Below are 20,014 nucleotides of genomic sequence, written 5' to 3' on the forward strand. Positions count from 1 at the left end.
TCATGGAAAATCCCGCGTTCGATTTTCTCGGCCCCGGTTTATCGATGATTATCCGAGGCTTTCCCCATGAGTTGTCATGGCGTTCGCCTGCCGTTCATGATCACAGTCGGTGACCGGCCGGCTCCGGCGCGGATGGCGGGACATGTCCGGCAGGTCCGCCGTGCGGGATTCGGGCGTGACGGGGACCACGTCCGAACGTTCCCCGCGCCCTCCAACGGCCGCCGGGACTCGCGTAGTGTGGCGATTTCACTCGCCCTCGTCGCTGGGTTCCCCCGGGACCGTCCCCCATGTCCTGCCCGGCCGCACCGCGAGCGCACCGCTGGGAGGTACGTACATGACAGGGACGACCTCGGCCGGCGTCCCCGGTCCGGCCGCCGTCCCCCGGCGCCACAGGCCGGTCAGCCGCTGGACCGTCCTCATCGTCCTCTGCATCAGTCTGCTGCTCGTCGCGCTCGACGCGACCGTGCTGCACGTCGCCGTCCCCGCCGTGAGCGAGGATCTGCGGCCCAGTGCGATAGGGCTGCTGTGGATCGTCGACGCCTATCCGCTCGTCGCCGCGTCCCTGCTGATCCTCTTCGGCACCCTCGGCGACCGGGTCGGCAGACGCCGCATCCTGCTGCTGGGATATGCGATCTTCGCCGTCGCCTCGGCCGTGGCGGCCTTCGCCCCCACGCCGGAGATCCTGATCGGGGCCCGGGCGCTGCTCGGCGTCGGCGGCGCCATGATCATGCCGGCGACGCTGTCGATCCTGCGGCAGGTCTTCCCGGACCGCCGGGAGCGGGCGGTGGCCATCGGCGTGTGGAGCGCCGTCGCCGCCGTCGGCGCGGCGGTCGGGCCGGTCCTCGGCGGTTTCCTCGTCGAGAACTTCTGGTGGGGCTCGGTCTTCCTGATCAACATCCCGCTGATGGTGGTCATCCTCCCGGTCGCCCGCTGGCTGCTGCCGGAGTCGCGCGGCGAGCAGGACGGCCCGTGGGACGTGGTCGGCGCGCTGATGGCGGCCTTCGGTGTGCTCGGCGCGATCCTCGGCGTGAAGCGGCTCGGCGGCGGGGCCGCCGTGTACGAGCCCTCCGTGCTGGTGCCGCTGCTGGGCGGCTGCCTGCTGCTGGTGTTCTTCGTACGGCGGCAGAACCGCCGCGAGCACCCGCTGATCGACATAGGGATGTTCCGCCGCCCGGCCTTCGGCACCTCCGTGGGGTGCATCGTCCTCGCGCTGCTCGCCCTGGTCGGCCTGGAGCTCATCGCCGTCCAGTACCTCCAGCTCGTGCTCGGCCTCAGCCCCCTGGAGACCGGGCTGCGGCTGCTGCCGCTGACCTTCGCCGCCATGGGCGCCGGACTGCTCGGGTCCCGGGTGCTCGCCCGCTTCGGCCCGCGGGCCATGGTCGCGGGCGGCTTCGTGGTCACCGCGGGCGCCGTGCTCGGACTCACCCTCATGGGTCAGCACGACCGGCCCTGGGTGTTGACGAGCTGCTTCGTGCTGCTCGGCTTCGGGCTGGAGACCACCTTGTTCGCGGCGTACGAGTCGATGCTGAGCGAGGCCCCGGCCGAGCAGGCGGGCGGCGCCGCCGCGATCGGTGAGACCTCGTACCAGCTGGGGGCGGGCCTGGGCATCGCCCTGCTCGGCAGTGTCATGAACGCCGCCTACGCGCCGGGCGTCGCCCGGACCCCCGGGGTGCCCGCCGACGCGGGGGCCGCGGCCGGCAAGTCGCTCGGCGAGGCGTACAAGGTCTCCGACCGTCTCGGTGGGACCGCGGGCGCCTCGCTGCGGCACGCCGCCCGGCACGCCTTCGTGCACGGCATGCACATCACCCTCGCCGTCAGCGCCGGGCTGCTCCTGCTGGGGGCGGTGGCCGCGCTGCGGCTGCCGCGCCGCATGGAGTGCGCCGCCCGGCACACGACGGCCTCCGCGCCCACCGGGGTCCCCGCGCCGCGCGAGCACGCGATGGCGACCGTGGAGGCGTCCCGCTGAGCCGGGAGCGGGGTCTTTACCCGGCACCGCCGCGCAAGTAGCTTCGGGCGTGAAGCACCGTGATCACCGGAGGGACGACGATGTCCGCTGGAAAACCGCCGTTCGACCCGTACGACCCGCTGGGTCTCGACGACCTGCTCGGCGACGAGGAGCGCGCCGTGCGGGACACCGTGCGCGCCTGGGCCGCCGACCGTGTGCTGCCGCACGTGGCGCAGTGGTACGAGCGCGGCGAACTGCCGGTGATCCGCGAACTGGCCCGTGAGCTCGGTTCGATCGGGGCGCTCGGGATGTCGCTGACCGGCTACGGCTGTGCCGGCGCCAGCGCCGTCCAGTACGGCCTGGCCTGCCTGGAACTGGAGGCGGCCGACTCGGGCATCCGCTCGCTGGTCTCGGTCCAGGGCTCGCTGGCGATGTACGCCGTCCACCGCTTCGGCTCCGAGGAGCAGAAGCAGCGATGGCTGCCGCGTATGGCGGCGGGCGAGGTGATCGGCTGCTTCGGCCTCACCGAACCCGACCACGGCTCCGACCCGGCCGGCATGCGCACGTACGCCAAGCGCGACGGCTCCGACTGGGTCCTCAACGGCCGCAAGATGTGGATCACCAACGGCTCGGTCGCCGGGGTCGCCGTCGTCTGGGCCCGCACCGACGAGGGCATCCGCGGCTTCGCCGTCCCCACCGACACCCCCGGCTTCTCGGCGCCGGAGATCACCCACAAGTGGTCGCTGCGCGCCTCGGTCACCAGCGAACTGGTCATGGACGACGTCCGCCTGCCGGCCGACGCGGTGCTCCCCGGCGCCACCGGCCTGGGCGGGCCGCTCAGCTGCCTCAACCACGCCCGGTACGGCATCGTCTGGGGTGCGATGGGCGCCGCCCGCAGCAGCTTCGAGTCGGCACTGGAGTACGCGCGGACGCGCGAGCAGTTCGGGCGGCCGATCGGCGGCTTCCAGCTCACCCAGGCCAAGCTCGCCGACATGGCGGTCGAACTGCACAAGGGCATCCTGCTCGCGCACCACCTGGGCCGCCGGATGGACGCGGGCACGCTGCGGCCCGAGCAGGTCAGCTTCGGCAAGCTCAACAACGTCCGCGAGGCGATCGAGATCTGCCGCACGGCCCGGACGATCCTGGGTGCGAACGGGATCTCGCTGGAGTACCCGGTGATGCGGCACGCCACCAACCTGGAGTCGGTGCTCACCTACGAGGGCACGGTGGAGATGCACCAACTCGTGCTGGGCAAGGCGCTCACGGGCCTCGACGCCTTCCGCTGACGGCGCTGACGGGCCCGGGGGCGGCCGGCTCCGGGGGCGGGGGCGCCCCGGAGCGGCCTCAGTTCTGGTTGAAGAAGCCGTCGCCGCCGCGCCTGCTGTCGGCGTTGACGACGAGGTAGTCGGGCGGGGTCAGCAGGAAGACCCGGTTGGCCACACGGTCGATGGAACCGCGCAGGCCGAAGGTGAGGCCGGCCGCGAAGTCCACCACGCGCTTGGCGTCGGCGGAGTCCATGGCCGTGAGGTTGACGATGACCGGGACGCCCTCCCGGAAGAGCTCGCCGATGCCGCGGGCGTCCCGGAAGCCGTCCGGGGTGACCGTGGCGATGCGACGCCCCTGCTCCTGCGCCGACTCGGAGGCCACGCGCACACGGGGGTCGGTGACCCAGGAGTCGCTCGGGGACGCCTCGGCGCCCTCGCCGTAGTCGGCGTACTCCTCGTCGTAGTACTCCTCGCCGCCGTTGTCGTCGACGAGGCCCAGCCAGGCGCTCGCGCGTCGTACCGAACCCATGGACGCCTCCTCTCTCACACACGGTCAGTTTGCCGTCCGCATCCCTATCGTCGTCCATGATGCGGAGGATGCGCCAAGTGGATACCCGGCAGGGAGGGGATTCGTGACATACCTGGTGCATTAATCTGCCCGGAAGTACCCGGTTGACGCAGGCGATACGGGCATCTGACGGATCATCGGAAAGTTTGCCGCCCGGGAGGGTGACGCCGCACGGCCGGATAGCCGTATCGGCTGACGTATAACATGACCAGCCGATGAGGTGGTCCATCGCGGCACAGGACGTGTGGGGGAAGCGATGTTCGGAATCGTCAGGCCGTGCCGGCACCGGCTGCCGGAGACGTTGCGCACCTCTTGGGTGGCCCATCTGTGCGGGCTCTGCCTCGCCCTGCGGGACGAGCACGGGCAACTGGCCCGCGCCGCCACCAATTACGACGCCCTGATCATCTCGGTGCTGGTCGAGGGGCAGACGGCGGGTGCGGACGGTGCGGGCGGCACGCGGGGAGCCGCCGTGTCCCGCAGGACCGCCGGGCCGTGCCCGCTGCGGGCCATGCGGACCGCGCCGGTCGCCGAGGGGGAGGGCGCGCGACTGGCCGCGGCGGTGTCCCTGGTGCTGGCCTCGGCGAAGATGCGCGACCACGTGGCCGACGGCGACGGACTGCTGGCGCGGCGCCCGATGGCCGCGGCGGCGCGCACGGTGGCACGGCGCTGGGACCGCGCCGGTGCCGCGACCGGATCGGCGCTCGGCTTCGACACCGCGGTGCTGGTGGACGCCGTCGACCGGCAGACCGCCATCGAGGCCGCGGCGGGTGCCGGCACCCCGCTGCTGACCGTCACCGAGCCCACCGAGACCGCGACGGCCGCGGCCTTCGGCCACACCGCGGTGCTGGCCGGACGGCCGGACAACCGCGCGCCGCTGGAGGAGGCTGGCCGTCTCTTCGGCCGGCTGGCCCATCTGCTGGACGCGGTGGAGGACCTGGACGCGGACGCCGCCGCGGGCGCCTGGAACCCGCTGGCCGCCACCGGCACCGGCCTGGACGAGGCCCGCCGGCTGTGCGACGACGCCGTGCACGGCGTACGACTGGCGCTGCGGGACGCGGAGTTCACCGACGGCCGGCTCACCCATGAACTGCTGGCGCACGAACTGCGCCGCTCCGTGGAGCGCGCCTTCGGCGCGTCGTGCGCGCACCAGTCCCCGGGCGGCCCGGGGCAGCCGGCGTCGCCCTGGCTCACCCCCGAACCCCCGCACCGGCCCGGCCCGGGGCGCGGGTTGCTCGCCGGGTGCGCGGTGTGGTCGGCACTGTGCTGCACGTGCCAGATCTGCTGCCGGGACCACTACGAGGACCCCTGGTCGGGCAAGCGGCGCGAGGGCTGGTGCTCCAGCTGCGACTGCTCGGGATGCGGGGACTGCTGCGATTGCTGTGACGGTTGCGATGGTTGTGACTGCTGCGGGTGCGACTGCTGAACCGGTGAGGGAGGCAGAGCGCGGCGGCGGCCCGGGACGCGCCGCGTGCCCGCGCGGCCGTGACCCCGGGCTGCTGCGCCGCTTCCCTCCGGGCGCCACGCTGCGCGAGCACCTGGGCCTGCCCCGGCCGGCCGGACGGCGCTGAGGCGGAACCGCGCGGGCAGGACACGGTTCCTGTCCGCCGGCTTCCCGCCCCGTTCCCGCCCCGTTCGCGCCACGCGGCCGGGCGCCCGCCCGCGCGGCGGGTGCCGCCGAGGGGAACCGCGCCCACCAGGCGATACGGGGCCGGTCGCCGCCGTGCCGCGGTCGTCCCGTCCCGCGGGGTCGCGGAGCCCCACGAGGGGCGGTCGGCCGAAACCTGCCCTTGTGCGCTTGTGCACGGCTCTTGAATACTCCCGAGTGCGCAGCTTGACAGGGGCACGCCATCCCCCACGGTGGCGGCGTCCCGCTGCGCCTCACCGGCCCGCGCTACGCGGGTCAACTTCCGTTCCCCCACAGGAGGACAAGCGTGAGGATCAAGCGCACGACGCACACTCCCGCCCCCAGACGCGTACGGCTGATCGCCATCGCGTCCGGTCTGCTCGCGGCCACCGCGCTCACCCTGCCCGCCGCCCAGGCCGCACCGTCCCCCAAGGCCTCGCCGGAGGCCGCCACGGCGCTCGCCGCGTCGCTGGGTACCGGCTCCACGGCCGGTTCGTACTACGACGCCCAGGCCAAGGCCATGGTCGTCAACGTCACCACCAGCAAGGCCGCCCAGGCCGTCAGTGCCGCCGGCGCCGTGCCCAAGCTCGTCGCGCACAGCACCGCGCAGCTGAACCAGGCCGGCAACGCCGCGCTGGCCGCGGACGTCGCGGGCACCTCGTGGGTCATCGACCCCAAGAGCAACCGCCTGGAGATCACGGCCGACAGCACGGTCAGCAGTGCCGAGCTCTCCAAGGTGCAGCAGGCCACCGCCCCCTACGGCGCGGCCGTCACCTTCAAGCGCACGGCGGGCACCTTCAAGCGGCTGATCGCCGGCGGCGACGCCATCTACGGCGGCGGGTACCGCTGCTCGCTCGGCTTCAACGTCCGCAGCGGCAGCACGAACTACTTCCTGACCGCCGGCCACTGCGGCGAGGTCGCCTCGACCTGGTACTCCAACTCGAGCCAGTCCTCGGTGCTCGGCACCAACGTCGGCTACAGCTTCCCGACCAACGACTACGCGCTGGTCCGGTACACCAACACCTCGATCGCCAAGGGCGGCACGGCCGGCAACACCGACATCACCAGCGCCGGCAACGCCTTCGTGGGCCAGGCCGTCCTGCGGGACGGTTCCACCACCGGCATCCACAGTGGTTCGGTCACCGGCCTCAACGCCACCGTCAACTACGGCAACGGCGACGTGGTCTACCAGATGATCCGCACCAACGTCTGCGCCGAGGGCGGCGACTCCGGCGGTGCCATGTACACCTCCGGCGGAATCGCGCTCGGTCTCACCTCGGGCGGCAGCGGCAACTGCTCCAGCGGCGGCACCACGTTCTTCCAGCCGGTCACCGAGGCCCTGAGCGCCTACGGCGTCAGCGTCTTCTGACCCACCCGGGCACCACGCCCACCCTCTCGTCCCTGATGTGCCCGGCGGCCTCGGCCGCCGGGCACATCGCCGTATGGCCCTCTTGTCCGCAAGCCGTATGGTCGCAATACTCCGCGAGGCACCGCATAACCTCGTAGGGGGGAATAAATGAGGAACAAGGGGCGCAGGAACACCACTTCACGCAGCGGTACCGCCGGACGGGCGGGGCACCTCGCCGTGCCGGCCGGTGTGCTCGTCCTGCTCGCGGCCACCGTGCTCGCCCTGCCCACCGCGCAGGCGGCCCCCGGCGGCCGGGCCTCGCCCGCTCATCTCGCCGCGGCGGTCCGCGCGGCGGAGTCCGCCGACGTGCCCGGCAGCGCCTGGTCCGTCGACCCCGGCAGCGGCACCCTGGTCGTCGTGACCGACGCGACGGTCTCCCGCGCCGGGCTCGACACGCTGCGCCGCGCGGCCGGCCCGTTCGACGGCGCCGTCCGCTTCGAACGGGCCCCCGGTGCCTTCCGTCACTTCGCCGCAGAGGGCGGCACGGCGGCCTACGGCGTCGGCTTCCGCTGTTCGGTCGGCTTCAACGTCCGCTCCGGGGGCGTCTCCTACTTCCTGACGGCCGGTCACTGCGGTGCGGCCACGGACCGCTGGTACGCCGACGCCGCCCGGGCCCGCCCGCTCGGGACCACCGTCGCCCACCGCTACCCGGGCGACGACTACGCCCTCGTGCGGTACGACTCGGCCAAGGGCCACCCCGGCAAGGTCGGCGGGCAGGACATCCGGAAGGCCGCCGCGGCGTACGTGGGCGAAGCCGTCAAGCGCGCGGGCTCCACCACCGGCGTGCACAGCGGCACCGTCACCGGACTCGGCTTCACCGTCAACTACGGCGGCGGCGACATCGTCCGCGGGCTCATCCGCACCGACATATGCGCCGAACCCGGCGACTCCGGGGGCCCGTTGTACGACGGCACGAAGGCGCTCGGCCTGACGTCGGGCGGCAGCGGCGACTGCACGAACGGCGGCACGACCTTCTACCAGCCGCTGCCCGAGGTGCTGAAGGCGTACCGGGTCGCCGTCTACTGACCGCCGGGGGACGGGAGGCGCGCGCCCGGCGGTGCTCACGCCGTGAAGCGCACCTCCCGTCCCGTCGTCCCCGGCGCCGCGAACGCCAGCAGGCGCTCGCCCTCCGCGGCGAGCGCGTCGCGCGCCGCGCGGGGGAGCGGCGCGTGCGGCAGGACGTGGAGGACGGCCGCGCCGCGCGAGGACTCGATCCGCCACAGTCCGTGGACGAAGCCGTCGTGGAGGAAGAAACCGCGGTTGCTGCCGCTGCCCGGGAGGGCGGGGACGGGAGCGCCGGCGTGGGGGGCAGGCAGCACGATCCGCGAGCGGTCGGCGTGCGACAGCGCGATGTTGTCGTACTGGGGGAGGAAGCGGGGCGGCGTCGGTGTCCCGGGAGCGGGGAAGGGCGCGCCGGGGACGTCGTACAACTCGGCGCCGTTCTCGTCGCGGTAGACCCGCAGACCGGGACGGAGCCGGTCGACCACCGCGCGCACGCCCGTGAGCCCGGACCACACGGCGACGTCCTTGACCGTCGCGGGGCCGAACGCGGCGAGGTACCGCAGTACGGTCCGGTCCGGGGCGGCGCCCCCGGCGAAGTCGAAGGCGCGGCCGAGCCACCGCTCCGCCGGGGTCTGCAGGGCGGTGCCCGAGGTCCGCCACAGCCCGCGCGGCGGTGGCTGGACCGTCGGCACGCGGGCGGTCACCGCCAGGCTCAGCGGGAGCCGTTCGCGGTCCGGCCACCGCTCCCGCAGACCGTCACCGAGCCGGCTCACCGGGAGCGGGCCGGGGGCCAGGAGCGCGCGGCCCGCCTCGGCGACCTCCGCGAGGTCCAGCCCGGCCAACTGCCGCCGGAACTGCCCGAGCAGCCGCCGCTCGAGGACGCCCTGGACCACCGGCCGCAGCACCATGCAGTCCTCGGCCGTCACCAGGTGGACGGTCCAGCGCAGCAAGGACATGCGCACCGCGCGGCGGTCCGCCAGCATCCCCGACAGCTCGTCCGGCGCGAAGTCCGCGATCCGCGACCACAGCGCCACGTACGGGTCCTGCGGCTCCTGCGCCTGGAGCCCCACCAGGTGCCCGACCACGTGTTCCGCGCTCACGTCCGCGCGGCGCAGCAGGAACTGGCGGGCCAGCAGCGAGCGGTTGAGGGTGCGGCGGTCCAGGACGGTGCCCTCGGGAACGGTCTGCGTCTCCATGGCTGCACCGTATCCACCCATGCGGTCAGGACCTGTCCGCATCGGCTGCCAGACTGGGGCCGTGCTGGAAACCTCCGCCCGCTTGCTGCGGCTGCTCTCCCTGCTCCAGTCACGGCGTGACTGGACCGGACCCGAACTGGCCGAGCGCCTCGAGGTCACGGCCCGGACCGTGCGCCGGGACGTGGAACGCCTGCGCGCGCTCGGCTACCCCGTGCACGCCACCCCCGGCACCGCCGGCGGCTACCGGCTGGGCGCGGGTGCCGCCCTGCCCCCGCTCCTGCTGGACGACGAAGAAGCGATCGCCGTCGCCCTGTGCCTGCGCACGGGCGCGGGCGGCAGCGTCGAGGGCATCGAGGAGACGTCCCTGCGGGCCCTGGCCAAGCTGGAGCAGGTGCTGCCGTCCCGGCTCCGGCACCGGGTCCAGGCCATGGGCGCGGTCGCCGTCTCACGTCCCCCCGCGCCGGCCGGCACCGTGGCGCCGGACGTCCTGGCCCTGATCGGCGCGGCCTGCCGCGACCGTGAACGGCTCCGGTTCGACTACCTCACGCACGACGGCACCGCCGGCCGCCGCAGCGTCGAGCCGCACAGCCTCGTCCACCACGGCCGCCGCTGGTACCTGCTGGCCTGGGACACCGACCGCCAGGACTGGCGCACCTTCCGCGTCGACCGCATGGACCCCAAGGCGCCCACCGGGCCGCGGTTCACCCCCCGCCGGCCGCCCATGGACGCCGCCTCCTACGTCGCCCGGGGCGTCACCTCCCGCGCCTACCGGCACCAGGCGGTCGTGACCCTGCACGCCTCCGCCGAGTCCCTGGCCGAACGGGCCTCCTGGGGCTTCGCCACCATCGAGGCCTCAGGACCCGACCGCTGCCTGCTGCGCACGGGCGCGGAGTACCTGGACGTCCTCGCCCTCTACATCGGCACGCTCGGCGTCGACTTCGAGGTCCACGAACCCCCCGAACTGGCCGCCCACCTCCGCGACGTCGCCGCCCGCCTGGCCCGGGGCGCGGGCGGGGCGGACGGGGCGGACGGGACAGGCGGGGACGCGTAGATCACGGAGTGGGCAGGCCGAGGTGCCGGAGGACGGAGCCGGCGGCGCGGGTGACGGCGGCCCGGGACTCCGGGGTGGGGTCGAGGGTCTCGAAGCCGTGGCGGCCGTGGGGCACGTCGACCACCTCGACGCGGGCGCCGCACTCCTCGGCGGCGGCGAGGAAGCCCGCGACCGTGCGGGCGATGTCCGGCGCCTCCCGGCCCGCGCGGGTCAGCACCACCGGCAGGGGACCGGCCGTGCGCAGCGCGGTCGCGGGCCGGAAACGGGGCTCCACCGCGCCCCAGTTCGGCACGGGCGCGAGCACGGGGTAGCTGGCCGCGACGCACCGCAGCCAGGCCGGCGGGGCGGCGAGCCAGTCCGCCGCGAGCAGTCCGCCGACGGAGAAGAACCACAGTGCGACGCGGTCGCCGTCGACACGGGGGTCGGCGCGGACCAGGTCCACCGCCCCGGCGATGTCGTCCGCGGCGCGCGCGAAGTCGGCCATGCCGTGCAGCCGGTGGTCCACGGTCGCGCAGACCGCGCCCAGCCCGGCCAGGTACCGGCCGTAGCCGACGAAGGAGGGCCAGTCGCGCGGCGTCGGCCGCGCGCCCGCGGGTACCGGCCCGCCGTGGACGAGGACCACCGCGGGCCGCGGGCCGTCGGCGTCCGGCAGGTGGAGGTCGACCCGGCCGTGGCGCTCGCGGGGCCGCTCCGGCAGGTCCATCAGGAAGGGCCGCAGGTGGGGCGGGAGTTCGCCCGCCGCCCCCGCCGAGCCGCCGAGCCGGTGCCCCTCGCCCGCCGCGGCCCGCAGGAGCGTGTCGGCCAGTTCGCCGGGGACGGAGAGCATCGGCCAGTGCCCGGTGGCGAGTTCGAAGAAGGTGACCCGCGGGTCGACGAGCGCCCGCAGCCGCGGGTCCCCGAAGCCGACCAGGGCCTCGACCCTGGCGATGTCCGACCCGTTGGCCGTGCACAGGATCCCGGTCGACGGCACCTTGGCCGCCGCCCCGGACAGCCGCAGCGGCCGGGTGAGCGTGCCCGCGGGCTGCGGCGCGGCGAGCCGGGTCAGCCGGGCCAGCGCCTCCTCCGGGACACCGTCGAGGCTGCCCCACCGCTGCCATCCGTCCTGGCCGGGCGGGGCGACGGGGCCGTCGTCCGCGGGCAGCCCGGGGGCGTGCCGCAGCCGCTCGTGGACCGCCGGGTCGGGCACCAGCGAGAGCGCCGGGTCGCCGTCCCCCGGCATCCCCGCGTCCAGGTGGACGACGCGGGCGATCCGCTCCGGGCGGCGGTCGGCGGCGCCGAGCACCGGGTGGATGCCATAGCCGTGGCCGACGAGCACCACCTCGGACGCGTCGCCGGCACCGTCGGCACCGCCGGTCCCGTACACCTCGTCGACGACCCGCAGCACGTCCCGGACATGCGTCTCCAGGTCCGTCTCCGGTCCCGCCGCGTCGCCGCCCCCGCCCATGCCGGTGAGCGTCAACGGATGCGCCCGCGCCCCCGACTCCCGCAGCCGCGCCGCCACGTCGTGCCAGATCCAGCCGCCCGTGTGGGCCTCGGACACCAGGATGAACACCGTCATGAACGCCTCCCGTACGCCGTGGTCCGCGGGCCCCGGTGGCGTACCGGGTCCCCGCGCTCGCCGGTACCGTAGGAGCTCCCCCTGAGGGAGGTTCAAGCCGTGTCGCCTGACGGCATGTGGAGCATCGGGGAACTGGCCGCGCACGCCGGCGTCACCGTCAAGACCGTCCGCTTCTACTCCGATCGCGGCCTGCTGCCCGAGGCGGGCCGCAGCACCGGGGGGCACCGCCGGTACGGCCCCGAGGCGCTCGACCGGCTCCGCCTGATCCGCTCCCTGCGCACCCTGGACCTGCCGCTCCCGGACGTGGGGCGGCTGCTGGACCGCGAGGACGCCCTGGCGGACGCGCTGGAGGACGCCGTCGCCGGGCGGCTGCGCGACCTCGGCACCCAACTGTCCGCGCTGCGCTGGCGGGAGGCCGCCCTCCACGCGCTCCGGGACTGCGCCGCCGCGGAGCGCGCCGACCGGCTGCGGCTGGTCGGCGCGCTGTCCACCCCGCCCAGCACGGCCCCGATGCGGCGCTTCTGGCGGCGCTGGCTGCCGCCCCGGCTCCCGGCCCACCTGGTCGGCCGGATCCTGGAGTTGTCGGTGCCGGAACCTCCCGCCGATCCGACGCCCGACCAGGTGCTGGCCTTCGCCCGGCTGCACGCCTTCACCACGGGTTCCTGCGCCGACAGCGTGCGCCCGCGGCCCGAGGAGTACTGGTCGAGTGCGGGCGGCCGCCCCGCCGTGCTCTACGAGGGGCTCGGCGAGGCGTACGACCTGGCCGCCGCGGAGCTGCTGGCCGGACGCGAACCGCGCGAGGGCGACGCCCTGGACTGCTTCGTGTCCGCCTACGCCCTGGCGTACGGCACCCGGGACACCCCCGCCTTCCGCCGCCTGCTGGCCGGACTGCTCGCCGCGGATCCCCGCGCCGACCTGTACTGGCAGCTCACCGCGGAGCTGTGGGGCCCGGCGCGGCCCACCCCGGGCGCCGCCGACGACTGGCTGCGCACCGCCCTGTCCGCGTAGCGGCGCGATCGGGGCATCCTCGCCCGTATCCGGTGGATTGACCGCGATGTACCGTGGAAGTACGCGATCCCGGACGGCAGGGGGCCGTGATGGTCGTCGAGTTGATAGCCGCTGTGCTCTCGGCCGGAGCTCTGTACTTCCTGGCCGGCGCCCGCGTCGTGCAGCAATTCGAGCGAGGCGTGGTGTTCCGCCTCGGCCGGGTCAGGGGCGGGGAGCGGGGACCCGGGTTCACGATGGTCGTCCCGGTCGTCGACCGGATGCGGAAGGTGAACCTGCAGATCGTGACGATGCCGGTGCCCGCCCAGGAGGGCATCACCCGCGACAACGTCACCGTCCGGGTCGACGCGGTGGTCTACTTCAAGGTCGTCAACGCCGCCGACGCGATCATCAACGTCGAGGACTACCGCTTCGCGGTCTCGCAGATGGCCCAGACCTCGCTGCGCTCCATCATCGGCAAGAGCGACCTGGACGACCTGCTGTCCAACCGGGAGAAGCTCAACCAGGGCCTGGAGCTGATGATCGACAGCCCCGCCATCGGCTGGGGCGTGCAGATCGACCGGGTCGAGATCAAGGACGTGTCGCTGCCGGAGACGATGAAGCGCTCGATGGCCCGGCAGGCCGAGTCCGAGCGGGAGCGCCGGGCCCGGATCATCAACGCGGACGCGGAGTTCCAGGCGTCCAAGAAGCTGGCCCAGGCCGCGCACGTGATGGGCGACGCCCCGGCCGCGCTGCAGTTGCGGCTGCTCCAGACGGTCGTCGCGGTGGCCGCCGAGAAGAACTCGACGCTCGTCCTGCCGTTCCCGGTGGAGCTGCTGCGCTTCCTGGAACGCGCCACCCAGCCGGGCCCGGCCGTGGCCGCGCCCGCCGCCCCGGCCGCCGCACCGCAGCCTGCGGCGGCACCGGTCCCCGGCGAGCTGCCCGATCCCCTGCTGGACAGCGTCCGGCCCCGGCCGTCCGACGCGGTGTGACGCGGGGCGCTCGCCGGAGGCAGGGCGGTCCGGGCTTGGCCGCCGCGGGTGCGGGGCGCTGAGGCGAAGGTCTGTTGTGGGGCGACCGTGCCCGTGAGCCGACGCCGCCTGCGGCGGGGCCGGTCCCCGGCGAGTGCTCGGTCGCCGGGTACGAGTCGTCCTGTGACCGCGGTCGCCGTGAGGCCGGCCCGCTGTCGTCCGGCGCCGGGTACGGCCGCCGGGCATACGGGACGTCGTTCCCGCGGCCAGGCCCAGCCGTCGCGGGCCGGGGCGCTGTGCGCGCAACGGGGTGGATCGCGGACGGGGTGCCCGGGGAGTTGCCCGCTGCCGGCCGGTGCCGGGGTCCGCCGGGCGAACGGGCGGTCTCGTGACCGCCTTCGTGGGTGGGGGCGCAGCGCGAAGTGACCGGTACGCCTCCCCGGGGACGACGCGGGAGGACGAGAGCGTCGAGGGCGGGGGCCACGGACAGCCGATGACCCCCGGTGCCCACTTCCGCGGTGACCTGGGGGCCAGGACAAGTGCGGCCGCCGGAACCGGGCGGTCGCACCTTTCGCGTTGCCCGGGCCGCGGCCCGATGTCGTTCGGCGCCAGGGGCCTCAGGCGGGACCGGGGCCGGTCGCCGTTCCCGCGTCCGGGCTCCAGACGTACGGGACGGTCGTGGTGACCGCCACCAGACCCAGCCGCCGCAGGACGGGAGCGCTGTCCGCCGAGGCGTCCACCTCGACGAATCGGTGGCCCGCGGCCACCGCCAGCCGGGCCCGGTGTGCCACCGTCGCCCGGTAGACGCCGCGCCCGCGCCACTGCGGCAGCGTCGAGCCGCCCCACAGCGACACGAAGTCCGTCCCCTGGTGGAAGCGGGCCCAGCCCGCGCAGACCACGGTGTCCCCGCTTTCGGCGACGACCACCACGCACGGGTCGCCCGGCCCGGCCGCCTCGCTCTCCAGCATGTCCGGCAGCCAGTCGTGGCTGACGCCCCAGATCTCCTCCTCCATGGCGCGGATGCGCTCGAAGTCCGCGCGTGAGGTGACCTCGCGCAGTGTCACGCCCTCCGGCGGCCGCGGCTCACCGGCCAGTGCCGCGGCCTCGCCCACCAGCACCGTCTCGGACTCGTCGGGCACGAAGCCGGCCGCGGTCAGGCGCCCGGGCAGCCCCGGGGGCAGGTCGTGCCCGTGGTACTTCCACTCGACCGCCGTATTGAGGCCGGCGAAGTGGTCCCGCTCCCCGGTGATCAGGGCGTCCAGCTCCGGCCCGTCCAGGCCGCCGAGGTCGCGGTAGTCGAGGAAGCCCGCCTCGCCGTGGCGGTAGGTCTTGCGCAGCAGGGGGCCGACCCGTTCCACCGTGGCGTGCCGGGAGAAGCCGTCGGGGATGCGGGCGCGCAGCTGCGCGTCGTACGCGGCGCGGTACTCCAGCGCCGTCGCGGAGGGTTCGGAAGTGCTCATCGGGCGGAGTCCACCACACCCCCGGGGCGAGGGCGACCGAATTTCCCGTCATGAACGCATCGCGCCGGCGCGCCGTATGACAGGCGGCACAGCGCCGCCCCCTCCGCTGTCGACGACCGGACCCCGTATCCCCCCACAGGAGGTCATGAGTTGAAGCACAAACACCTACCGAAACGGAAGATCGCGCTGGTCGCGGCCGGTGTCGCGGCGGTCGCCGCGGCCGCGGTCCTGCTGCCGAACGCCAACGCGTCGCAGTCCCCGGCGCCGCCGGCGGACGCCGCGCCGCCGCAGGCCCTCACTGCCCGTTCGGCGGCGGACGTGGCCTCCCGGCTCAGCTCGGAGTTCGGCTCGTCGATAGCGGGCGCCTACTGGGACCCGGCCGCCGGGCGGCTCGTGGTCAACGTCGCCGGGAACGACACCGAGGCCGTCCGCCAGGCCCGGCAGGCCGGCGCCGTGCCCCGCCAGGTCCGCAACACCACCGACGAACTGACCGGCGCGGCAGGCACGTTGAAGCAGAACGCCACCATTCCGGGCACCGCCTGGGCGGTCGACCCGAGGACCAACCAGATCCTGGTCACCGCGGACCGCACCGTCACCGGCGAGAAGTGGGACACGCTCCAGGCCACCGTGCGCTCGCTCGGCGGCGGCATGGCCCGGATCGAGAGGTCCGCGGGCCGGATCACGCCCTTCGTGGCCGGCGGTGACGCGATCTTCGCCGACGGCGCGCGCTGTTCGCTCGGCTTCAACGTCGTCAAGGACGGCGCCCCGGCCTTCCTGACCGCCGGCCACTGCGGAGTCGCCTTCCCCACCTGGTCCGACACGCAGGGCGGTGCCCCCGTCGCCACGGTGACGGACGCGACCTTCCCCGGCAACGGCGACTTCGCCCTCGTGACGTACGACGACCCGAACGCCGACGCGCCCAGCGAGGTCGACCTCGGCAACGGCCAGGCCCTGCCGATCAACGGGGCGGCGGACGCGGCGGTGGGCCAGGAGGTGTTCCGCACGGGCAGCACCACCGGCCTGCACAACGGCACCGTCCTCGGCCTCGACGCCACGGTCAACTACCCGGAGGGCACCGTCACCGGACTCATCCAGACCGACGTCTGCGCGGAGCCGGGGGACAGCGGAGGCTCGCTGTTCACCCGCGACGGGAGCGCGATCGGACTCACGTCCGGCGGCAGCGGGGACTGCGAGGCGGGTGGCGAGACGTTCTTCCAGCCGGTCACCACGGCTCTGGCCGCGGTGGGCGCGGAACTCGGCTGACCCGGCCGACGTGCCGCGCCGACGCGCACGCGGTGCGCGCGGGCCCCGGGACCTCGGCGACAGGTCCCGGGGCCCGGTCGCGCGGGGATCCCGCGGGGGTTCAGCGGTTGAGCGGGAAGGCCATCACGGTGGCGCCGACGTGCACGGTCCGCGGTGCCGGCCTGCGGGGGGCCCGCGCGTCCTCGTGCAGTCCGACCAGCAGCGCCGCGAGCCGGTGCGGGAAGTCGTCCCAGATCTCGGCGTCCTCGGCGTTCGCGGTGGGCCCGGCGCCCCCGGCATCGGTCGCCCGGTGCCATGCGCACGGCGGCTCCACGAGGCCCGCTGCCGCGAGGCGGCGCAAGTGGTTCAGCATGCGCAGCCGGCCGGGGTGCGCCGCGGGTCTGAGCGTGGTGTCGGTCGCCGTCATGGCGGTCAGTAAACCGTGCCGTCCCCTTGCCTTCGCAACCCCTTCGGGGTCTTCGGGCACCCGGGGCGTGACGGGTGTTGACGCGCGGGGCGAACGGATACGCGCGTGACGTCCGGACGTGACCCATCTCGCACTGCCGCGGGGTTTGGGACGCGCCGGGCGGCGCGTACCCTCACGCTCCGCAGCCGGGGCCGCCGCCGGACGTCCCGGAACGGGAGACGTAGAGGCTGTCCGTACGGTCGCGGCCGGCCAGCAGACCGCTGTCCCGGGTGAAGTGCGGGGCGGCGGCGAGCAGCGCCGGCGCACCGTGGAGGGCGGCGGCGAGCAGGGCGGACTCGGGCGACAGCGACCGGGACCCGGTGAGGGGGAAGCGCCCGCGGGTCCGCCGCAGCGTGCGGCGGCCGGCACCGGTGCGCCACGGGACCGCCCACACGGCGCAGGCCCCGGCCACCAGTGCGGCGGGGACCGCCACCCGGAGCACCGGCCCCCAGGCCGCCGCGCCCACCAGCGCGACCGCCGCCACCACCGCGACGGCGCACGCCAGCGCGCGGGCTACGCGCAGCCCCCGGCCGCGGCGGACCAGCCCGGCGCCGGCCAGCCGTTCCCGCAGGGCGTCGGTCTCCCGCCGCACGGAGCGGGACGCGGCGACTCCGTTCACGCCCGAGGGCCGGTACAGCGCCTTGTAGACCGCCAGTTGCAGCGGGTGCGACAGCCCGGCCATCGCCCCGGAGATACGGGCAGTGCCGTGCGGCCCGGCGTCCACGGTGCCGCGCAGATGGAGCGCGAGCAGGGCCACGGTGGCCGCGCCGCGCGGACCGTCGCGCAGATACGCCGCCTCGTACGGATCCGTCACCTCATCGAGTGAAGCGCGCGGCGCGCGCAGCAGTACGGCCGCCGCGGCGAGCAGTCCCACCGCGGCCGCGGAACATGTCCATGCGAGCCAGGACATTCCCACCACCCCCTGGAGGCGGTGTGCCCGGTGGCGCTCGGCGTGACGCCCCGCTTGAGCAAGGCCAGAGGTTGGGGCGTAGCGTGAACCGCCGTGACGGACCCGGTGGATCGCGTGGCAGTGGTGTGTGGTCGTATCGACCGGCTCGACGCCCGGGTGAGGGCGTTCGTGCCCGAGCCCGACCGGCGGGGCCGGCTCGCGGCGGAGGCGGCCGCGGCGCCGCCGGGCGCGCTGTCCGGGGTCGTGGTGGGCGTCAAGGACATCGTGCGGTGCGACGGGACGCAGACCCGTGCCGGGTCGCGGGTGCCGGCGGAGGTGCTGGCGGGACCGCAGGCGCCGCTGGTGGACCGGCTGCGGGCGGCGGGGGCGCTGATCGCGGGGAAGACGGTGACGGCCGAGTTCGCGGTGACCGCGCCGGGGCCGACCCGCAACCCGCACAACACCGCGCACACGCCGGGTGGTTCGAGCAGCGGATCGGCGGCGGCCGTGGCCGCGGGCATGGTGCCGCTGGCCGTCGGCACGCAGACCGTGGGCTCGGTGATCCGACCCGCGGCCTTCTGCGGGGTGGTGGGCTTCAAGCCCACCTTCGGGCGGATCCCGGTGGACGGGGTGATCGCCAACGCCCCGAGCTTCGACACGGTCGGCGTGCTCGCCGCCGATGTCGCGGGTGCGGCGCTCGGCGCGTCCGTGCTGTGCGACGACTGGCGGGAACCGCCGTCGGCCGAACGGGGATTGGAGCCGGAGGCGGAGCCGGGGACCGCCCGGCGTCCGGTGCTCGGCGTCCCGGCCGGGCCGTACCTGGACCGGGCCGGCGCGGAGGCGCGGGCGGCCTTCGCCGCGCAGACCGCCCGGCTGGCGGCGGCGGGCTGGACCGTGCGCGAGGTGCCGGTGATGGACGGCCCCGGGGAGTTCGAGGCGGTCGTACGGCAGTTGTTCACCATGAACCGCTACGAGGTGGCCCGCACCCACGCCGAGTGGTTCCCCCGCCACGGCCACCTCTACCGCGAGCAGACCGTCGCCGCCATCCGCGAGGGGCAGGCCATCGCCCGCGACGACTACGAGCGGGCCGTGCGCGAGCGCCGGGCCGTCCGGGCCCGTCTGCTGGACGCGATGGAGCGGATCGACGCGTGGCTGGCGCCGCCCGCCACCGGCCCGGCCCCGTTCGGCCTGGACAGCACCGGCGACTCGGTGATGTGCCTGCCGTGGAGCAACGCGGGCTTCCCCGCGGTGAGTCTGCCCGCCGGGTACGCCGGCAACGGCCTGCCGCTGGGGCTGCAGGTCGTCGGGCGTCCCGGCGAGGACGAGGAACTGCTGCGCTGGGCGGCGGAGCTGGCCCCGGTCGTCATGCCTCGGTGAAGACCAGGTCCTCGATCGGCCGGGTCATCCGCACGGTGCCGTCGTCCGTGACCTCGACGACGTGGTGCAGCCCGCGCACCTGCGCGCGCGGCGTGTCCGAGGACACGATCCGGTACGTGTCGGCCGCCCCCGCGAGGAAGGCGCGGAAGGAGCCGGGGGAGAACTCGCCGGACGCGAGGTGGTCGAAGAGGCGCCGGAAGAGCTTGGGGACGACCACCGCCTCGTCGGTGAGCGAGGAGAGCCCGGTGACCTTCGCCCCCGCGGTGCTCACGTCCTGCGGCCACAGTCCCGTCCCCGCGGTCCTGGCCTGCCGGGTGACCGCGGCCAGTTCCTCGCGCAGGTCCTCGAAGAGGTCGCTGTAGAAGGTCGGGTAGACCAGCCCCTGCGCGATCAGGTGGTGGTTGACGGTCCGGCGCAGCAGCGGCACGCCGACCGTCACCTCCTGGCCGCTGCGGGTGCCCTCCGGCAGCGGGCCGCGCCCGGCCAGCGCGACGCAGCGGCCGTGCACGTCGACGCCGCCGGTCAGGATCCACCCGGGCACGCTCTCGGGGGCGGCGGAGACGACCCGCTCGCTGTCCGGCGCGCGCCGCACGTCGGTGAACCCCAGCCAGGTCAGCAGTTCGTCCCGGGCCGCGTGGGCGAAGGGCAGCGGCTGGTGGGCCGGGGCCGAGGTCGGTCCGTAGTGGGTCTCCAGGGCGTCGACGGCGTCCAGGCGCAGCTTGCCCCGGCAGGAGTTGGTGAGGTCGAGCCGCGCCGCTCCGGGGACGCGGTTCCAGTCCGGGTGGCGGGTGGGCACAAAGCCCACGGTGTCGCCGTCCGGCTCGGTGCCGGTTATCCGGAAGGACCCTTTGACCAGCAGCATCGGCATGGCGACTTCCCCCTCGGGTGCGCGCCGGCAGTGACGTCGTGTGCAGGAAACCACGCGGAGGGTGCCGGAGGACAGGGATCCGGCACGTCTCCGGCATGTCTTCGTACGTGTGTTCGAGAAGTGGTCTATGGTGGGTACCG

At 74.8% G+C, this 20,014-nt stretch carries 18 protein-coding genes; 11 read left to right on the plus strand and 7 right to left on the minus strand.

From position 1 onward, the window contains the following. Positions 1 to 334: 334 nt before the first annotated feature. The gene (locus ACFYXS_RS29250; protein ID WP_389253499.1) at positions 335 to 1,966 is read left to right on the plus strand and encodes an MFS transporter; all 1,632 of its coding nucleotides are present in this window, start codon (positions 335 to 337) and stop codon (positions 1,964 to 1,966) included. 80 nt (positions 1,967 to 2,046) lie between these two features. Next, positions 2,047 to 3,231 (plus strand): acyl-CoA dehydrogenase family protein, encoded by a 1,185-nt coding sequence (locus ACFYXS_RS29255; RefSeq protein ID WP_389253501.1) that lies wholly within the window; start codon positions 2,047 to 2,049, stop codon positions 3,229 to 3,231. 58 nt (positions 3,232 to 3,289) lie between these two features. On the opposite strand, the gene ACFYXS_RS29260 is transcribed toward ACFYXS_RS29255, so the two are convergent. Continuing rightward, the gene (locus tag ACFYXS_RS29260; protein WP_389253503.1) at positions 3,290 to 3,739 is read right to left on the minus strand and encodes a cell division protein SepF; all 450 of its coding nucleotides are present in this window, start codon (positions 3,737 to 3,739) and stop codon (positions 3,290 to 3,292) included. Positions 3,740 to 4,034: 295 nt separating this feature from the next. Here ACFYXS_RS29260 and ACFYXS_RS29265 point away from each other — a divergent pair, with 295 nt between their 5' ends. The 4 genes from ACFYXS_RS29265 to ACFYXS_RS29280 all read left to right on the plus strand — a co-directional run bounded on the left by ACFYXS_RS29265 (position 4,035) and on the right by ACFYXS_RS29280 (position 7,836). Then, complete coding sequence (locus ACFYXS_RS29265) at positions 4,035 to 5,201, plus strand: DUF5685 family protein (protein ID WP_389253506.1); 1,167 nt, start codon at positions 4,035 to 4,037, stop codon at positions 5,199 to 5,201. A gap of 4 nt (positions 5,202 to 5,205) precedes the next feature. Next, complete coding sequence (locus ACFYXS_RS29270) at positions 5,206 to 5,346, plus strand: hypothetical protein (RefSeq protein ID WP_389253508.1); 141 nt, start codon at positions 5,206 to 5,208, stop codon at positions 5,344 to 5,346. A gap of 363 nt (positions 5,347 to 5,709) precedes the next feature. Further along, a complete protein-coding gene (locus ACFYXS_RS29275) occupies positions 5,710 to 6,771 on the plus strand; it encodes a S1 family peptidase (RefSeq protein ID WP_389253510.1) in 1,062 nt (353 codons plus the stop codon). A gap of 147 nt (positions 6,772 to 6,918) precedes the next feature. Beyond that, complete coding sequence (locus ACFYXS_RS29280; protein WP_389253512.1) at positions 6,919 to 7,836, plus strand: S1 family peptidase; 918 nt, start codon at positions 6,919 to 6,921, stop codon at positions 7,834 to 7,836. 35 nt (positions 7,837 to 7,871) lie between these two features. Here the strand turns inward: ACFYXS_RS29280 and ACFYXS_RS29285 are convergent, their stop codons facing one another. After that, the gene (locus ACFYXS_RS29285; protein WP_389253514.1) at positions 7,872 to 9,008 is read right to left on the minus strand and encodes a winged helix DNA-binding domain-containing protein; all 1,137 of its coding nucleotides are present in this window, start codon (positions 9,006 to 9,008) and stop codon (positions 7,872 to 7,874) included. Between the two features lie 61 nt (positions 9,009 to 9,069). Between ACFYXS_RS29285 and ACFYXS_RS29290 the strand changes: the two genes are divergently transcribed. After that, positions 9,070 to 10,059, plus strand: a complete 990-nt coding sequence (locus ACFYXS_RS29290) for a helix-turn-helix transcriptional regulator (RefSeq protein ID WP_389253516.1) — start codon at positions 9,070 to 9,072, stop codon at positions 10,057 to 10,059. Position 10,060: 1 nt separating this feature from the next. On the opposite strand, the gene ACFYXS_RS29295 is transcribed toward ACFYXS_RS29290, so the two are convergent. Continuing rightward, a complete protein-coding gene (locus tag ACFYXS_RS29295; protein WP_389253518.1) occupies positions 10,061 to 11,617 on the minus strand; it encodes an alpha/beta hydrolase in 1,557 nt (518 codons plus the stop codon). Between the two features lie 99 nt (positions 11,618 to 11,716). Here ACFYXS_RS29295 and ACFYXS_RS29300 point away from each other — a divergent pair, with 99 nt between their 5' ends. Together ACFYXS_RS29300 and ACFYXS_RS29305 are read left to right on the plus strand one after the other, a co-directional pair. Next, positions 11,717 to 12,625 carry a MerR family transcriptional regulator gene (locus ACFYXS_RS29300; RefSeq protein ID WP_389253520.1) on the plus strand — a complete coding sequence of 303 codons (909 nt, stop codon included), beginning with the start codon at positions 11,717 to 11,719 and terminating at the stop codon, positions 12,623 to 12,625. Between the two features lie 89 nt (positions 12,626 to 12,714). Then, complete coding sequence (locus ACFYXS_RS29305; protein WP_389253522.1) at positions 12,715 to 13,593, plus strand: slipin family protein; 879 nt, start codon at positions 12,715 to 12,717, stop codon at positions 13,591 to 13,593. Between the two features lie 596 nt (positions 13,594 to 14,189). On the opposite strand, the gene ACFYXS_RS29310 is transcribed toward ACFYXS_RS29305, so the two are convergent. Beyond that, the gene (locus tag ACFYXS_RS29310) at positions 14,190 to 15,032 is read right to left on the minus strand and encodes a GNAT family N-acetyltransferase (RefSeq protein WP_389253524.1); all 843 of its coding nucleotides are present in this window, start codon (positions 15,030 to 15,032) and stop codon (positions 14,190 to 14,192) included. A 150-nt stretch (positions 15,033 to 15,182) separates the two neighbouring features. Between ACFYXS_RS29310 and ACFYXS_RS29315 the strand changes: the two genes are divergently transcribed. Beyond that, the gene (locus ACFYXS_RS29315; protein WP_389253526.1) at positions 15,183 to 16,295 is read left to right on the plus strand and encodes a S1 family peptidase; all 1,113 of its coding nucleotides are present in this window, start codon (positions 15,183 to 15,185) and stop codon (positions 16,293 to 16,295) included. A gap of 100 nt (positions 16,296 to 16,395) precedes the next feature. Here the strand turns inward: ACFYXS_RS29315 and ACFYXS_RS29320 are convergent, their stop codons facing one another. Beyond that, positions 16,396 to 16,701, minus strand: a complete 306-nt coding sequence (locus ACFYXS_RS29320) for a hypothetical protein (protein ID WP_389253528.1) — start codon at positions 16,699 to 16,701, stop codon at positions 16,396 to 16,398. 172 nt (positions 16,702 to 16,873) lie between these two features. Further along, a complete protein-coding gene (locus ACFYXS_RS29325) occupies positions 16,874 to 17,650 on the minus strand; it encodes a TIGR04222 domain-containing membrane protein (protein WP_389253531.1) in 777 nt (258 codons plus the stop codon). Positions 17,651 to 17,743: 93 nt separating this feature from the next. Between ACFYXS_RS29325 and ACFYXS_RS29330 the strand changes: the two genes are divergently transcribed. After that, the gene (locus ACFYXS_RS29330; RefSeq protein ID WP_389253533.1) at positions 17,744 to 19,006 is read left to right on the plus strand and encodes an amidase; all 1,263 of its coding nucleotides are present in this window, start codon (positions 17,744 to 17,746) and stop codon (positions 19,004 to 19,006) included. On the opposite strand, the gene ACFYXS_RS29335 is transcribed toward ACFYXS_RS29330, so the two are convergent. Further along, complete coding sequence (locus ACFYXS_RS29335; protein WP_389253535.1) at positions 18,993 to 19,874, minus strand: nuclease; 882 nt, start codon at positions 19,872 to 19,874, stop codon at positions 18,993 to 18,995. The two genes, ACFYXS_RS29330 and ACFYXS_RS29335, sit on opposite strands and share 14 nt — an antisense overlap. Positions 19,875 to 20,014: the final 140 nt, after the last annotated feature.

This window comes from Streptomyces sp. NPDC002574, from assembly GCF_042889545.1.
In the GTDB taxonomy this organism is placed as follows: Bacteria; Actinomycetota; Actinomycetes; order Streptomycetales; family Streptomycetaceae; genus Actinacidiphila.

Bases quoted from the DNA above. Each gene is read 5' to 3' on its own strand.
- ACFYXS_RS29255 (WP_389253501.1), top strand. From the start codon at position 2,047: ATGTCCGCTGGAAAACCGCCGTTCGACCCGTACGACCCGCTGGGTCTC.
- ACFYXS_RS29280 (WP_389253512.1), top strand. From the start codon at position 6,919: ATGAGGAACAAGGGGCGCAGGAACACCACTTCACGCAGCGGTACCGCC.
- ACFYXS_RS29250 (WP_389253499.1), top strand. From the start codon at position 335: ATGACAGGGACGACCTCGGCCGGCGTCCCCGGTCCGGCCGCCGTCCCC.
- ACFYXS_RS29325 (WP_389253531.1), bottom strand. From the start codon at position 17,650: ATGTCCTGGCTCGCATGGACATGTTCCGCGGCCGCGGTGGGACTGCTC.
- ACFYXS_RS29285 (WP_389253514.1), bottom strand. From the start codon at position 9,008: ATGGAGACGCAGACCGTTCCCGAGGGCACCGTCCTGGACCGCCGCACC.
- ACFYXS_RS29260 (WP_389253503.1), bottom strand. From the start codon at position 3,739: ATGGGTTCGGTACGACGCGCGAGCGCCTGGCTGGGCCTCGTCGACGAC.
- ACFYXS_RS29265 (WP_389253506.1), top strand. From the start codon at position 4,035: ATGTTCGGAATCGTCAGGCCGTGCCGGCACCGGCTGCCGGAGACGTTG.
- ACFYXS_RS29320 (WP_389253528.1), bottom strand. From the start codon at position 16,701: ATGACGGCGACCGACACCACGCTCAGACCCGCGGCGCACCCCGGCCGG.
- ACFYXS_RS29310 (WP_389253524.1), bottom strand. From the start codon at position 15,032: ATGAGCACTTCCGAACCCTCCGCGACGGCGCTGGAGTACCGCGCCGCG.
- ACFYXS_RS29335 (WP_389253535.1), bottom strand. From the start codon at position 19,874: ATGCCGATGCTGCTGGTCAAAGGGTCCTTCCGGATAACCGGCACCGAG.
- ACFYXS_RS29305 (WP_389253522.1), top strand. From the start codon at position 12,715: ATGGTCGTCGAGTTGATAGCCGCTGTGCTCTCGGCCGGAGCTCTGTAC.
- ACFYXS_RS29295 (WP_389253518.1), bottom strand. From the start codon at position 11,617: ATGACGGTGTTCATCCTGGTGTCCGAGGCCCACACGGGCGGCTGGATC.